Annotated in this window: 15 protein-coding genes; 13 read left to right on the forward strand and 2 right to left on the reverse strand. The window is 62.9% G+C overall.

From position 1 onward, the window contains the following. Positions 1-30 precede the first annotated feature (30 nt). The 13 genes from NKI61_RS10925 to NKI61_RS10985 all read left to right on the forward strand — a co-directional run bounded on the left by NKI61_RS10925 (position 31) and on the right by NKI61_RS10985 (position 12,527). Positions 31-2,049, forward strand: coding sequence for a conjugal transfer protein TraG (locus NKI61_RS10925; protein WP_352839465.1), 2,019 nt, complete (start codon positions 31-33; stop codon positions 2,047-2,049). 47 nt (positions 2,050-2,096) lie between these two features. Then, entirely contained in the window at positions 2,097-2,498 is a 402-nt protein-coding gene (locus NKI61_RS10930) for a CopG family transcriptional regulator (RefSeq protein ID WP_352839512.1), read from the forward strand. Positions 2,499-2,711: 213 nt separating this feature from the next. Then, the gene (gene trbB, locus NKI61_RS10935; protein ID WP_352839513.1) at positions 2,712-3,671 is read left to right on the forward strand and encodes a P-type conjugative transfer ATPase TrbB; all 960 of its coding nucleotides are present in this window, start codon (positions 2,712-2,714) and stop codon (positions 3,669-3,671) included. Between the two features lie 83 nt (positions 3,672-3,754). Then, complete coding sequence (locus tag NKI61_RS10940) at positions 3,755-4,018, forward strand: TrbC/VirB2 family type IV secretion system protein (RefSeq protein ID WP_245276638.1); 264 nt, start codon at positions 3,755-3,757, stop codon at positions 4,016-4,018. After that, positions 4,018-4,299 (forward strand): VirB3 family type IV secretion system protein, encoded by a 282-nt coding sequence (locus NKI61_RS10945; protein WP_352839467.1) that lies wholly within the window; start codon positions 4,018-4,020, stop codon positions 4,297-4,299. The genes NKI61_RS10940 and NKI61_RS10945 overlap by 1 nt, the downstream gene beginning before the upstream one ends. A 12-nt stretch (positions 4,300-4,311) precedes the next feature. After that, positions 4,312-6,861 (forward strand): conjugal transfer protein TrbE, encoded by a 2,550-nt coding sequence (gene trbE, locus NKI61_RS10950; RefSeq protein ID WP_352839469.1) that lies wholly within the window; start codon positions 4,312-4,314, stop codon positions 6,859-6,861. 32 nt (positions 6,862-6,893) lie between these two features. Next, entirely contained in the window at positions 6,894-7,607 is a 714-nt protein-coding gene (trbJ, locus tag NKI61_RS10955) for a P-type conjugative transfer protein TrbJ (RefSeq protein WP_352839516.1), read from the forward strand. A gap of 11 nt (positions 7,608-7,618) precedes the next feature. Beyond that, a complete protein-coding gene (gene trbK-alt, locus NKI61_RS10960; protein ID WP_352839470.1) occupies positions 7,619-7,987 on the forward strand; it encodes a putative entry exclusion protein TrbK-alt in 369 nt (122 codons plus the stop codon). After that, complete coding sequence (gene trbL, locus NKI61_RS10965) at positions 7,984-9,354, forward strand: P-type conjugative transfer protein TrbL (protein WP_352839472.1); 1,371 nt, start codon at positions 7,984-7,986, stop codon at positions 9,352-9,354. Before trbK-alt ends, trbL begins: the two co-directional genes overlap by 4 nt. Next, the gene (gene trbF, locus NKI61_RS10970; protein WP_352839474.1) at positions 9,351-10,037 is read left to right on the forward strand and encodes a conjugal transfer protein TrbF; all 687 of its coding nucleotides are present in this window, start codon (positions 9,351-9,353) and stop codon (positions 10,035-10,037) included. Before trbL ends, trbF begins: the two co-directional genes overlap by 4 nt. Positions 10,038-10,084: 47 nt before the next feature. Then, positions 10,085-11,098 (forward strand): P-type conjugative transfer protein TrbG, encoded by a 1,014-nt coding sequence (gene trbG, locus NKI61_RS10975; protein WP_352839519.1) that lies wholly within the window; start codon positions 10,085-10,087, stop codon positions 11,096-11,098. Then, positions 11,095-12,303 carry a TraB/TrbI/VirB10 family type IV secretion system protein gene (locus tag NKI61_RS10980; protein WP_352839477.1) on the forward strand — a complete coding sequence of 403 codons (1,209 nt, stop codon included), beginning with the start codon at positions 11,095-11,097 and terminating at the stop codon, positions 12,301-12,303. The genes trbG and NKI61_RS10980 overlap by 4 nt, the downstream gene beginning before the upstream one ends. Further along, positions 12,300-12,527: a DUF2274 domain-containing protein gene (locus tag NKI61_RS10985; protein ID WP_352839479.1), complete on the forward strand. Its 228-nt coding sequence runs from the start codon at positions 12,300-12,302 to the stop codon at positions 12,525-12,527. Before NKI61_RS10980 ends, NKI61_RS10985 begins: the two co-directional genes overlap by 4 nt. Here the strand turns inward: NKI61_RS10985 and NKI61_RS10990 are convergent. Together NKI61_RS10990 and NKI61_RS10995 are read right to left on the reverse strand one after the other, a co-directional pair. Further along, positions 12,519-12,938, reverse strand: coding sequence for a LysR family transcriptional regulator (locus NKI61_RS10990; protein WP_352839482.1), 420 nt, complete (start codon positions 12,936-12,938; stop codon positions 12,519-12,521). The genes NKI61_RS10985 and NKI61_RS10990 overlap by 9 nt on opposite strands. Positions 12,939-12,948: 10 nt before the next feature. After that, positions 12,949-13,539 (reverse strand): acyl-homoserine-lactone synthase, encoded by a 591-nt coding sequence (locus tag NKI61_RS10995; RefSeq protein ID WP_352839484.1) that lies wholly within the window; start codon positions 13,537-13,539, stop codon positions 12,949-12,951. Between the last annotated feature and the right edge of the window lie 13 nt (positions 13,540-13,552).

A 13,552-nucleotide genomic window follows, 5' to 3' on the forward strand; every position in this document is an offset into this window, starting at 1 on the left:
CTCCGGATTGATCAGTCTCGGAGAAGAGAAGTGCCGGCGACCAAGATATTGTGGGGTCAAGTCCTCACCGTCCTTCTGATCGTGCTCGCCACGACATGGTGCGCGACACAGTGGACCGCATGGCGGCTCGGCTTCCAGCCGCAGTTGGGCTTGCCGTGGTTCGAGCTTGCCGGCCTGTCCGTCTATCCGCCCCCCGCATTTTTCTGGTGGTGGTTTTTCTACGACGCCTATGCGCCAGAGATTTTCCTGGAGGGTGCGCTGATCGCGGTGAGTGGCAGCTTCATTCCGATCGCTGTGGCCATCGGGATGTCGGTGTGGCGGGCACGGGAGGCGGAGAACGCAGCCACCTATGGTTCGGCACGCTGGGCGACGCGCAAGGAGATCCAAGCCGAGGGCATGGTCGGTCCGGATGGCGTTGTGCTTGGAAAACTCGACCTCGACTATCTCCGTCACGACGGTCCTGAACACGTTCTGTGCTTCGCGCCGACACGAAGCGGCAAGGGTGTCGGCCTCGTCGTGCCGTCCCTGCTGACCTGGCCGGGCTCGGCGATCGTCCACGACATCAAGGGTGAGAACTGGGAACTGACGGCCGGATGGCGGTCGCGCTTTGGCCGCGCGCTGCTGTTCGATCCGACCAATCCCGCATCGGCTGCCTACAATCCCCTGCTGGAAGTCCGGCGAGGCGAATGGGAAGTGCGAGATGTGCAGAACGTGGCCGACGTGCTCGTTGATCCCGAGGGGTCGTTGGAACGTCGGAACCATTGGGAAAAGACCAGTCACGCACTCCTGGTCGGCGCCATCCTGCATGTTCTCTATGCAGAGAAGGACAAGACGCTCGCCGGCGTTGCGAACTTCCTCTCCGATCCGCAACGACCGATCGAAACGACGCTACGCACCATGATGCTGACGCGGCATCTTGGCGAGGGCGGCCCGCATCCGGTCGTGGCATCGGCTGCGCGGGAGCTGCTCAATAAGTCGGAGAATGAGCGGTCCGGGGTACTCTCGACCGCCATGAGCTTTTTGGGTGTCTACCGCGATCCGGTTGTGGCCAAGGTGACGTCTCGTTGCGATTGGCGCATAACCGACTTGGTCGAGGGCGTGCGGCCAACGACACTCTATCTGGTCGTGCCGCCGTCAGACATCAGTCGCACAAAACCGCTCATCCGCCTCGTGCTCAACCAGATCGGCCGCAGATTGACGGAAGATCTCCATGCGAAGGATCATCGCCAGCGCCTGCTGATGATGCTCGACGAGTTCCCGGCGCTCGGCCGTCTCGATTTTTTCGAAAGCGCGCTGGCATTCATGGCGGGCTACGGCATCAAGAGCTTTCTGATCGCGCAGTCGCTCAACCAGATCGAAAAGGCCTATGGGCCGAACAATTCCATCCTCGATAATTGTCATGTGCGGGTGAGCTTTGCCACCAATGACGAACGGACGGCCAAGCGCGTGTCGGACTCGCTGGGAACAGGAACCGAGATGCGAGCCATGAAGAACTATGCCGGGCACAGGTTGTCGCCATGGCTCGGGCATCTAATGGTGTCGCGGCAGGAGACGGCGCGCGCCCTGATGACTCCGGGCGAGATCATGCAACTTCCGCCGACCGATGCCATCATCATGGTGTCAGGCCTGTTCCCGATCCGGGCGAAGAAGGCGCGGTACTTTGCCGATCCGCGCCTTGCCGAGCGTGTGCTGCCGCCACCGAAGCCAGAAACGGCCCAGGGGAAGCCAGAAACGGCCCAGGGAATGTCGCAACCCGACGACTGGACCGGCACAACAGTCCTTCCGGCGTCGGAAGACAATCCTCAGCAACCGAAGCCCTCCATGGGTCTACAGGACGAGGATCCGGCAAATGGCGGCATACGCCGCCAGCCCGAGATTCCCGAACACGAGGACATCGCGCCGGAGCGAACAACACAGCACGACGATGAGTTCGACCTTGACCGGGACGAACCTGACGACGACGCTGTCCGTCGGCGCTCGGTCGACCAGGTCATGCGGCGCGCCGCACGGCAGGCCGCCCTTGATCCCAATGACGGCATTCAGTTGTGAAGAACCCGAAGAAGAAACGGCTCTCGGCCTATCTCGATCCAGACGTGATGAACGCGCTCGCCGACTACGCCGCACGGCGGGACGTCTCACTGTCGCTGATCGCCGAGGCTGCAATCGCCTCCTTGCTTTCGCCGGACGCCGACGAGCGAAAGGAAGCGGCGATCACCCGACGCCTAGACCAGATCGACCGGCGCGTGCAGCGCGTCGAGCGCGACGTCGGCATCGCCATCGAGACGCTGGCGCTATTCGTCCGCTTCTGGCTCACCTCGACTCCGGCTTTGCCGGAATCCGCCCAGGCCGAAGCTCGCGCGAAGGGCCTGCAGCGCTATGATGGTTTTGTCGACGCACTCGGTCGCAGGCTGAGCAAAGGACCGAAGCTCCGGCAGGAAATCGCCGAGGACGTGCCTGCGGCATTGCCAGGCGACGCGGATGACTTGCCTCCGGGTTAGGCCTGAGCCGAGCTCGCCATTTCAGCCGCACCGCATTTTGCAAGTCTCTGCACGTCGCATCACGATCGCCGGTTTTGCTTGTTGCAAGGCTGATATTTCTGCCTCTTCTAATCATCCCCGACAGCGGCACGGACCAACTCGCCGCGAGGAATGGGGATCATCGTGGCAACCAATCATCATCCCGGCAGGGAAGCGGTGTCCCGCGGCGCGCGCATGCTGCGCACGGCGCTTGGTCCAGCCATTGCCGGCTTTCTTGAAGACCCTGATATCGTCGAGGTGATGCTCAACCCGGACGGGCGCCTGTGGGTCGACCGGTTGAAGGAAGGGCTTGTCGCTACCGATGAAATCCTGATCCCGGCCGATGGCGAGCGGATCGTCCGGCTGGTCGCGCACCATGTCGGTGCGGAGGTGCATGCGGGGCGCCCTCGTGTATCGGCCGAACTGCCGGAAACGGGCGAACGGTTCGAGGGTCTGTTGCCACCTGTTGTCGCCGCACCGACCTTCGCCATCCGTAAGCCCGCCGTCGCCGTGTTCACGCTTGGAGATTATGTCGCCTCCGGCATCATGACTGACAGCCAGGCCGAAGTGCTGCGGCTTGCCGTCGAAAAGCGAAAGAACGTGCTGGTTGCCGGCGGTACGTCGACGGGCAAGACCACGCTGGTCAATGCACTGCTGGCGGAGGTCGCCAAAACCGCCGATCGCGTCGTGCTCATCGAGGACACGCGCGAGCTGCAATGCGCCGCCCCGAACCTCGTGGCGCTCCGCACCAAGGACGGCGTCGCCTCGCTCTCCGATCTGGTGAAGTCGTCCCTTCGCCTGCGTCCCGATCGTATCCCGATCGGCGAGGTGCGCGGCGCGGAGGCCCTCGATCTCCTGAAGGCCTGGGGCACCGGTCATCCAGGTGGCATCGGCACAATTCACGCCAGCACAACCCTCGGCACGCTGCGTCGACTTGAGCAGCTCGTGCAGGAGGCCGTCGTCACAGTCCCACGCGCGCTGATTGCAGAGACCATCGACCTCATCGCGGTCCTCGCTGGCCGCGGTTCGGCCCGCCGCCTTGTCGAGATTGCGCTCGTTGACGGGCTCGATCCTGCCAGCGGCGACTATCGCATGATCGAGGCCAAGCACGACACCAATCGCGAATCCCCAGTTCTCCATGGAGTTCCAGAATGAATCTGATCCGCTTCACTTCGTCATCCATCCACAAACTCGGTGCGGTGCCCCCGCTGGCCACGGCGACTGCTGCGGTCGCGGCCATGATGATCGCGCCCGCTCACGCGGCAGGTTCTTCCATGCCGTGGGAGCAGCCGCTTCAACAAATCCTCGAATCTGTCGAGGGACCGGTCGCCAAGATCGTGGCGGTGATCATTATCATCGTCACCGGGTTGTCGCTTGCGTTCGGCGACACGTCGGGCGGATTCCGCCGGCTGATCCAGATCGTGTTCGGACTGTCGATCGCCTTCGCGGCGAGCTCGTTCTTTCTGTCGTTCTTCTCCTTCGGCGGCGGGGCGCTGATCTGATGGCGGGCTCCCTGCTGGAAGACGAAGACATCCGCGGCTTCTTCGCGCCGGTGCATCGCGCACTTACCGAACCGATCCTGCTCGGTGGCGCGCCACGCGCGGTCGCCATCGCCAACGGCACGCTGGCCGGTGCGGTTGGGCTTGGCCTCCGCCTCTGGATCGCAGGTCTCGTAATCTGGGCGATTGGCCATTTCGCGGCTGCCTGGGCAGCCAAGCGCGATGCGCAGTTCATCGACGTGGTTCGTCGCCACCTGCGCTATCCCGCACATTTTGGCTGCTGAGAGGCTTTGCCCATGATGAACCTCGCCGAATACCGCAAACGCTCATCGAACCTCGCCGACTATCTGCCCTGGGCTGCGCTGGTCGCGCCGGGCGTTGTATTGAACAAAGACGGCTCCTTCCAGAGGACTGCCCGCTTTCGCGGTCCCGATCTCGACAGTGCGACGCCGGCGGAACTGGTCGGCACGACGGCGCGGCTGAACAGCGCGTTGCGCCGTCTCGGCTCCGGCTGGGCGATCTTCGTCGAAGCCGTTCGGCTTGCCGCGCAGCACTATCCAGAAGGTCTCTTCCCCGACAGCGCGTCGGCACTGCTCGATCTCGAACGTCGAGAACAGTTCGAGGGTAAGGTCGACCAGGAATCGTCCCCGTGGGGCGGTCGCCGGCCGAACGGGGAGCTGTTCGAGAGCAGCTACTTTCTCACCTTCGCTTGGACGCCGCCGGCCGAGGAAGCTTCTCGCATCGAGAGCTGGCTGTACGAAGGTCGGGAGAAGAGCGGCGTCGATCCGTGGGAACTCCTGAAGGGTTTTGTGGACCGCACCGACCGGGTGTTGAACTTGGTCGAAGGTTTTGTTCCCGAAGCAGCATGGCTCGACGACGCCGAGACTCTGACCTACCTGCATTCCTGCATTTCCACGAAGCGGCATCGGGTCCGCGTGCCTGAGACGCCGATGCATCTCGATGCGCTATTGGTCGATCAGCCGCTTGCGGGTGGATTGGAACCGAGGCTCGGCGACTTCCATCTGCGGACCCTCACCATCATTGGGTTCCCGACGACAACCTTTCCGGGGATCCTCGACGATCTCAATCGGCTTGCCTTCCCCTATCGCTGGTCGACGCGGGCGATCATGCTCGACAAGACAGACGCCAGGCGCCTGCTGACGAGGATCCGGCGGCAATGGTTCGCCAAGCGCAAGTCGGTCGCCGCCATCCTCAAGGAGGTGATGACCAACGAGGCATCCGTTCTTTTGGACACCGACGCCGCCAACAAGGCGGCCGATGCTGACGCCGCCCTTCAGGACCTCGGCTCCGACCAGATCGGCCAGGCCTATGTCACCGCAACGGTGACGGTGTGGGATGCCGATCCGTCAATCGCCGACGAGAAGCTTCGGCTGGTGGAAAAAATCATCCAGGGCAGGGACTTCACAGCAATCGTCGAGGGCGTCAACGCCATTGAAGCATGGCTCGGCAGCATCCCTGGCCACGTATATGCGAACGTCCGCCAGCCGCCGCTGTCGACACTGAACCTCGCCCACATGATCCCGCTTTCGGCGGTCTGGGCGGGACCTGTCGAGGACGAGCATTTTGGCGCCCCGCCACTGTTCTTCGCCCGGACGGAAGGGGCGACGCCATTCCGGTTCAGCCTGCATGTGGGCGATGTCGGCCACACCCTCGTCATTGGCCCGACCGGCGCCGGCAAGTCAGTCCTGTTGGCGATGATGGCTCTGCAGTTCCGTCGCTATGAGAACAACCAGATCTTTGCGTTCGACTTCGGCGGCTCGATCCGCGCTGCCATGCTCGCCATGGATGGCGACTGGCACAATCTCGGCGGCAATGCGTCGAGCGGGCAAGGGCCGGACGATCCGCTCGCTCTGCTCACCTTGGCGGACCTGTCGGATGACGTCGACGCCGTTTTACTACAGCCGCTTGGCCGCATCCATCATACACCTGAGCGTGCATGGGCGGCCGACTGGCTCGTCGATATTCTTGTGCGAGAAGGCGTTCCCGTCACGCCGGAGGTGAAAGAACATTTGTGGTCGGCGCTGACCTCGCTGGCCAGCGCGCCGGTTCAGGAACGGACGCTGACCGGCCTGTCGGTCCTGCTGCAATCTTCGCCACTGAAGCAGACACTCCGGCCTTACTGTATCGGCGGTCCCTATGGCCGGCTGCTTGACGCAGAGCAGGAGCGTCTTGGTGATGCTTCCGTCCAGGCATTCGAGACCGAAGGCCTGATCGGTACTGGTGCGGCGCCCGCCGTGCTTGCCTATCTCTTCCATCGGATTGAGCAGCGGATGGACGGGCGGCCAACGCTGCTGATCATCGATGAGGGTTGGCTGGCGCTCGACGATGGCGGCTTCGCCGATCAGCTCCGAGAATGGCTGAAAACCCTTCGCAAGAAGAACGCTTCCGTCATCTTTGCTACGCAATCGCTCTCCGACATCGACGGCAGCAGGATCGCGCCCGCCATCGTCGAGAGCTGTCCGACGCGACTGTTCCTTCCTAACGAGAGGGCGATCGAGCCGCAGATCACCCAGATCTACCGGCGCTTCGGTCTCAACGATCGCCAGATCGAGATCGTCGCTCGGGCGACGCCTAAGCGTGACTATTACTGCCAGTCGCGGCGCGGCAACCGGCTGTTCGAACTGGGCCTCGGTCCGATCGCGCTCGCGCTGTGCGCCGCATCGTCCAAGTCCGACCAGGCGGCCATTGATCGGATCATCACTGAGGCCGGCCGAGAGCATTTCCTCGAGGCCTGGCTCACCGACCGCGGTCTCGGCTGGGCCGCCGACCTGGTTCCCGATCTCACCAATGTCATCGACCGATCCGCAAAGGAGATTCCATCATGAATTCTGTTCGCAACAATCTTCGTTTTCGACACATGACGGCAGCAAGTGTTATCACCGTCGCGATCGCGCTGTCATCGGCGCCGGCGTCGGCGTTCATCGTCTTTGATCCCACCAACTACAGCCAGAACCTTCTCCAGGCCGCTCGCGCCCTGGAGCAGATCCAGAACCAGATCACTTCGCTGCAGAACGAAGCGCAGATGCTGATCAACCAGGCGAAAAACCTCAGCTCGCTACCGACATCGCTGCTTGGCCAGATCGAAGGCAATTTTTCCGAGATGAAGAGCCTGCTCGGCGAGGCGGACAAACTCGCCTACAGCGTCCAGGACATCGAGAGCCAGTTCACCTCGACCTACGAGAGTTTTGGTTCGGAGCTCTCCAGCCAGCAGCTTGTCGATGGCGCGCGTGAACGCTGGCAGACATCGGTTTCGGCCTTCGAGCACTCGCTGAAGGCGGGTGCCGTTGCCGTGGACAACATCGAGGGGACACAGGAACAGACGAGCACGCTGGTCGGCGCCAGCCAGTCGGCCATCGGCGTGCTTCAGGCGACGCAGGCCGGCAACCAGCTTCTCGCAGTGCAGGCAAAACAGGTCGCCGACCTCACCGCGATGATGGCAGCACAAGGCCGCGCCAACGCGCTGGAGCAGGCGAGGAAGGCGGCCGCGCAGGAGCAAGCACGAGAACAGTTCGGCCGGTTCATGGCGGGTAGCGGCTACAGCCCGTCATCCGTGAAGATGTTCCACGACTGAGGCTGGTCACCATGGATCTCAAGATCGCCGCCCGGATGACAGCCGTTCTCGCCCTTGGCGCCGCCATGACCGCCGCCTTCATGGCGTTGCGCGGCGACGGCTCGCAGGACGCGTCCTCCCCGCGCTTCGCACTTCCGGGCGGCGAGCCGGCAGCAGTCGAACTTGCGCGTTGCCGGAACATCGGCATGGCCGCTGTCGCCGACGAAGCCTGCAGGAAGGCCTGGGCGGAAAACCGCCGGCGTTTCCTTCGGCCGGCACAGCCTGCAACGTCGTACGCAGTTCCGTCAGTCGAGAAGGACCAAAGCCGGCTCCTGCGCCTTCAGCCGTCGATGCCCCTGGGTGAGCAAGATCAACGCCGCCCGAACACGGTGGCGCCATGAACGACACCGGCGTTATCGACCGTTTCCTCGAGACGTTTACCCGCTACATCGATTCCGGGTTCGGCCTTCTTGGCGGAGAAGTCGCTTTTCTCACTTCGACGCTGATCGTCATCGACATAACGCTCGCCGGTCTGTTCTGGGCCTGGGGCGCGGATGAGGACGTGCTGCACCGGTTGGTAAAGAAGACGCTCTACATCGGCTTATTCGCCTTCATCATCGGCAACTTCAATCGTCTCGCCGGCATCGTATTCGAGAGTTTTTCAGGGCTTGGGCTGAAGGCTGGAGGATCAGTACTTTCCGGTTCTGCACTCCTGCAGCCGGGACGCGTCGCGCAGGTCGGTATCGACGCAGGCAATCCGATCCTTAAGGCCGCCAGCCAATTGATGGGCTATGTCTCCTTCTTCGAGAATTTTGTTCAGATCGCCGTGCTGATGATCGCCTGGGCGATCGTGTTGATCGCTTTTTTCATTCTGGCCGTGCAGATCTTCGTCACGTTGATTGAATTCAAGCTGACGACGCTTGCCGGCTTCGTGCTGATCCCCTTCGCGCTCTTCAATCGGACCGCCTTCCTCGCCGAGAAAGTCCTCGGCAACATCGTCGCATCCGGCGTGAAGATACTTGTCCTCGCAGTGATCGTCGGCATTGGCTCAGGCCTTTTCGGCGAATTCACCCAAGGTTTTGGCGCGGAACAGCCGACGATCACGGATGCGCTGTCACTTGTGCTCGGTGCTCTTTCGCTGATGGGGCTTTCGATCTTCGGTCCCGGCATCGCGGCGGGTCTTGTTTCCGGCGCACCGCAGCTTGGCGCGGGTGCTGCTGTGGGCACCAGCCTCGCTGCCGCCGGCCTTGGTGCCGCTGGAGCCATGGGCGCCCGCGCCGGATTGAGCGGCGGCGCAAGTGCGCTCAGTGTAGGTGGGCGGATGTCGGCGGCCGCTGCACGTGGCGGCGCGCATTTGGCCGGCAGCACCGCGACAGCTTACGGTCTCGCTGCTGCAACATCCGCACAGAGCGGCGCAGGCTCGATCGCCGCCGGCATGGCTGGTGTCGCCAAGGCTGGTGCCGGCGCTGCCGTTCAGCCGGTGAAGCAGGCACTGTCGCGCGCGGCTTCAGCCCTGTCTTCCAGCCAGCAGGCTGGCCGCTCGGCTGCATGGACCGCGACGGGTGGGGAGCAGCCAGCAGCTGCTGCTGCTTCAGGGCGTGCGTCGACAACTGAAACCGGCGCCGGATCGCCGCCCGCATGGGCCAACCGCATGAAGCGCGGCCAGGCCATGAGCCATGGCGCGGGCATGGCCGCGCATTCCGTCCGGTCCGGCGATCACGGCGGCGGCTCGATGAATGTTTCCCTCAATCAGGACGACCGCCGATGAACCTCTTCAAACGACCTTCCGTTCGTTACGGAACGACGTCTCAACCGGAGACGCCGTACCAACGTGCTGCGCAAGTCTGGGATGAGCGCATCGGCGCGGCTCGCGTGCAAGCGAAAAACTGGCGGCTGATGGCCTTCGGCGGGCTGGTTTTGGCAAGCGGTTTCGCAGCCGCGCTGATCTGGCAGTCGACGCGTGGCACGATCGTGCCCTGGGTCGTGCAGGTCGACAAGCTCGGCGAGGCGCAAGTGGTCGCTTCAGCTATCGCCAACTATCGGCCGACTGATCCGCAGATCGCATGGCATCTCGCCCGCTTCATCGAACAGGTGAGAAGCATCCCGGACGATCCCGTCATTGTCCGCCAGAACTGGCTGCGTGCCTACGACTACACGACCGACCTCGGCGCCGTCTCGCTGAACGGCTATGCCCGCCTGAACGACCCTTTTGCCAAGGTCGGCAAAATCCAAATCGCGGTCGAGGTCTCAAGCGTCATCCGTGCTTCGCCGGACTCGTTTCGTGTCGCCTGGATCGAGCGCCGCTACGAGAACGGCAGCCTGGCCAGCACCGAGCGCTGGACCGCCATCCTCACCATCGTCATTCAACAACCCCGCGATGTCGAGCGCCTGAAGGCCAATCCGCTCGGCGTCTACATCAACGCCATCAACTGGTCGAAGGAGCTTTCATGAAGCGCGCGATACAAGCAGGAAAAGCAAGGGGACATGCTACCCGCAACATGACCAAGGCGCGGGTGCTTGTCCTGGCACTGCTGTCGGCGACGGCGCTCGCCGGCTGCGCCTCGAGAAAATACATCCCGCCGGAGATCAACTACGACGATGCGATGCCTGTCGTGCAGAAGCTCGATCCGCCTGGAGCGGTGAAAGTGGTGGAGCTGCCGAAACCGCTTCCGCTGCCCGGTCAGCTAAAGCCGGTCGAGACCAGGAAGGCCAAGCTGGAGCCGACCGATCCGAAACAGCGGATCAACCAGGCGAACGAGGCCGCACGAATGCAGCCCGTCCGCGACGGTTTTATCAACGCGATCCAGCTTTATCCCTGGAGCGAAGGCGCTCTCTATCAGATCTATGCTGCACCCGGCCAGGTCACCGACATCGCGCTGCAGCCGGGCGAGCAACTTGTCGGCTCTGGGCCCGTCGCCGCCGGCGATACAGTGCGCTGGATCATCGGCGATACGCAGAGCGGGGCAGGGGACCGACTTCAGGTCCACATCCTCGTCAAACCGACACGGACAGATCTCCAGACCAATCTCGTCATCAACAGCGATCGTCGCACCTATCATCTCGAGCTGCGATCGACCGAAAAGACCTACATGGCCTCTGTGTCGTGGCAGTATCCGCAGGATCAGTTGATAGCGCTGCGGCGCCAGAACGCGCAGGCTTCAGCAGCCCAGCCGGTCGCTTCCGGCATCGACATCCAGAACCTCAACTTTCGTTACCGCATCGAGGGCGACGCGGCACCGTGGAAACCGCTGCGCGCCTTCGACGACGGCGCAAAAGTCTACATCGAGTTTCCGTCCGGTATCGGTCAGGGTGAGATGCCGCCGCTCTTCGTCGTCGGCCCATCGGGCAGCTCGGAACTGGTCAACTACCGCGCCCGGCAAAACTACTATGTCGTCGACCGCCTCTTCGCCGCGGCTGAACTGAGGCTTGGCGACAAGACGAGCGAGAAGCGTGTTAGAATCGTGCGCACTGACGGGAAAAGACCGCAGCGCCGCGCGGGGCTGTTCCGATGAGCGACGTTGCAAATCCCCCTAACGTGGACATCAGGGCCGACCTGCGTCTGAGGCCTGAGCCCGCCAGGGTCACGCGCCTTTCGCGCAAGGTGCTGATCGGTCTTGGTGGAGTGGCCAGCGCTGTGATCCTTGGTACGCTGATCTGGGCGCTCGACACCAAGCGGCGTGGCAACGATGAGCCGTCAGAACTCTACACCACTGAAAACCGCACCACTGCCGACGGGCTCCAAACCCTGCCAAAGGACTATTCCGGTGTGCCAAAACTCGGCCCGCCTTTGCCCGGCGATCTCGGCCGGCCGATCCTGCGCGCGCAGGAGCGTGGACAGCCGGTGGCGGTGCCGAACATGAGTGCGCCGCGCGCCGATCCGGAGGAGCGGCGCCGCCTGGCGGAGATCGAGGCCGCGCGGGTTGCGAAACTCTTCACCGACACCAATGCGCGGGGAAAGCGGGTGCGGCAGGATACGGGTGCGGGAAATGCCGTCGCGGACACCATGTCGGGCTTGCTACCCCCAACCGAACCCCCGGCGCTCGATCCAGGCACCGCTCAAAACATGCAGGATCGCAAACTGGCCTTCGTCAACACCGCACCGGATCGCCGAACCGTCAGTCCTGATCGTCTCGTCGAAAAGGCCTCCCCCTACGTCGTGCAGGCTGGCACGGTCATTCCGGCTGCTCTCGTCACCGGGATCCGTTCCGACCTTCCCGGTCAGATCACCGCCCAGGTCACCGAAAATGTTTACGACAGCCCGACGGGATCGTACCTCCTGATACCGCAGGGCGCGAAGCTCATCGGCCAGTACGACAGCCAGGTCGCGTTCGGACAGTCACGCGTGCTGCTGGTCTGGAACAGGCTGATCTTGCCCGATGGCAGTTCAATTGTCCTCGAACGTCAGCAGGGTTCGGACGCTCAGGGATTTTCCGGGCTTGAAGACGAGGTCGATCATCACTGGGGACAGCTGTTTCGCGCCGCTGCGCTTTCGACATTGCTGGGCGTTGGCAGCAGCCTCGGTTCCAGTGACAGGGAGAGCGACATCGCCAAGGCGATCCGCGAAAGCACACAGAATTCGATGAGCAATGTTGGCCAGCAGATCGTCGGCCGCCAGCTCGATGTCCAGCCAACGCTGACGATACGCCCTGGATTTCCGGTTCGCGTGATCGTCAATAGCGACCTTGTGCTGGCGCCGTACGGAAGGGACCCGTCGTGACGAAGCTGAAGCTCTCCGCAATTCCGGATGATCGGCCAGTCAAGATCACGGTAGAACTTCCCGCCGCCGTTCATCGCGATCTTGTCGCCTACGCCGAAGTGCTGGGTCGCGAGACAGGACAGACGGTGGTCGATCCGGCAAAACTGGTCGCTCCGATGCTGGCCCGGTTCATGATGACGGACAGGGCGTTCAGCACGGCCCGGCGCAATACCAGATCAAGGTGAGCGCGCAGCGCCGCGTTTCGTCTCCACAAGGCGGAGGCTGACATCCGGCCTGCTTCGAATGACATCAGTAACTGCATCCAGAATCTCGCTGGCATGCATGGGCGCCTCCAGACCGGTCGCCAGGCTGCCGCCTTGTAGTCCCCGGGAAGTCCTGGCCATGGTGAGTGTCCCGTCGAGGTCGGCCAGAACGCGACGAAGGTTGCGCAGGAGCCCCGCGCCGGCCAGGGTTGGCCGGACACCGCCCGAGTGACGTTCGAAAAGCGCGGTGCCAAGCGAGTGCTCGAGGTCACGGATGCGCCGGCTGAGAGCGGAATGGTGGATCCCCAAGCGTCGGGAAGCGGCGAGAAAGCTGCCTTCCTCAGCGATGACAAGTGCGCAGTCAAGCGTAACGAGCTGGACGCGTCGCCGCATCACTCTTCCCCTAGGGAGTCGCTTTCCGCATTTCGTACAATCTGGCGAGCGTACGCTCGTCGAACTTCGCGGTGACTGCGACCGCCTCTTCTCCGCTGATTACCTGAGGCAGCCCGAGGGGCGTCACCCTGAAATGAAACTGCACAAGCCGAAGGAGCCAGAGCGGATTCATCTCGATGATGATTGTATCCACACCGTTGTGGAGGCCCCACTCGACGATGCCACCAAGCAGCGCATTTGCCACCGGGCTCAGCATCCGGCCGCGCTCGCGTTGGCCGGCCTCGACGCAGTAGCGTGTCCACTCCCAGATATTCGGACCAACCGGCCGCTCACCTTCGCAGAGGGAGGAAAGCACCTCGGACAGCAGATGTGGCCGTGTCGACGGCAGCAGACGCTGATAGCCGATGACATGATGATCGCCGTCAATGAAGAGCATATGAACGGCGTATTCGTTGTCGAACCGATCGATCTCCTGACCGTCCTCACGTCGTAATTCCGACCAGCCTCTCTCCTCCACAAACACCTTATGGCGAAGGCGGAAGGCCTGTTGCATTTCTTCGCGATAGAGGTCGACATTTTCGTTTGTCACGATGTGCAGCATCGGTTGTCCTTCG

This window comes from Mesorhizobium sp. M0514 (assembly GCF_040321145.1).
Lineage (GTDB): Bacteria > Pseudomonadota > Alphaproteobacteria > Rhizobiales > Rhizobiaceae > Mesorhizobium.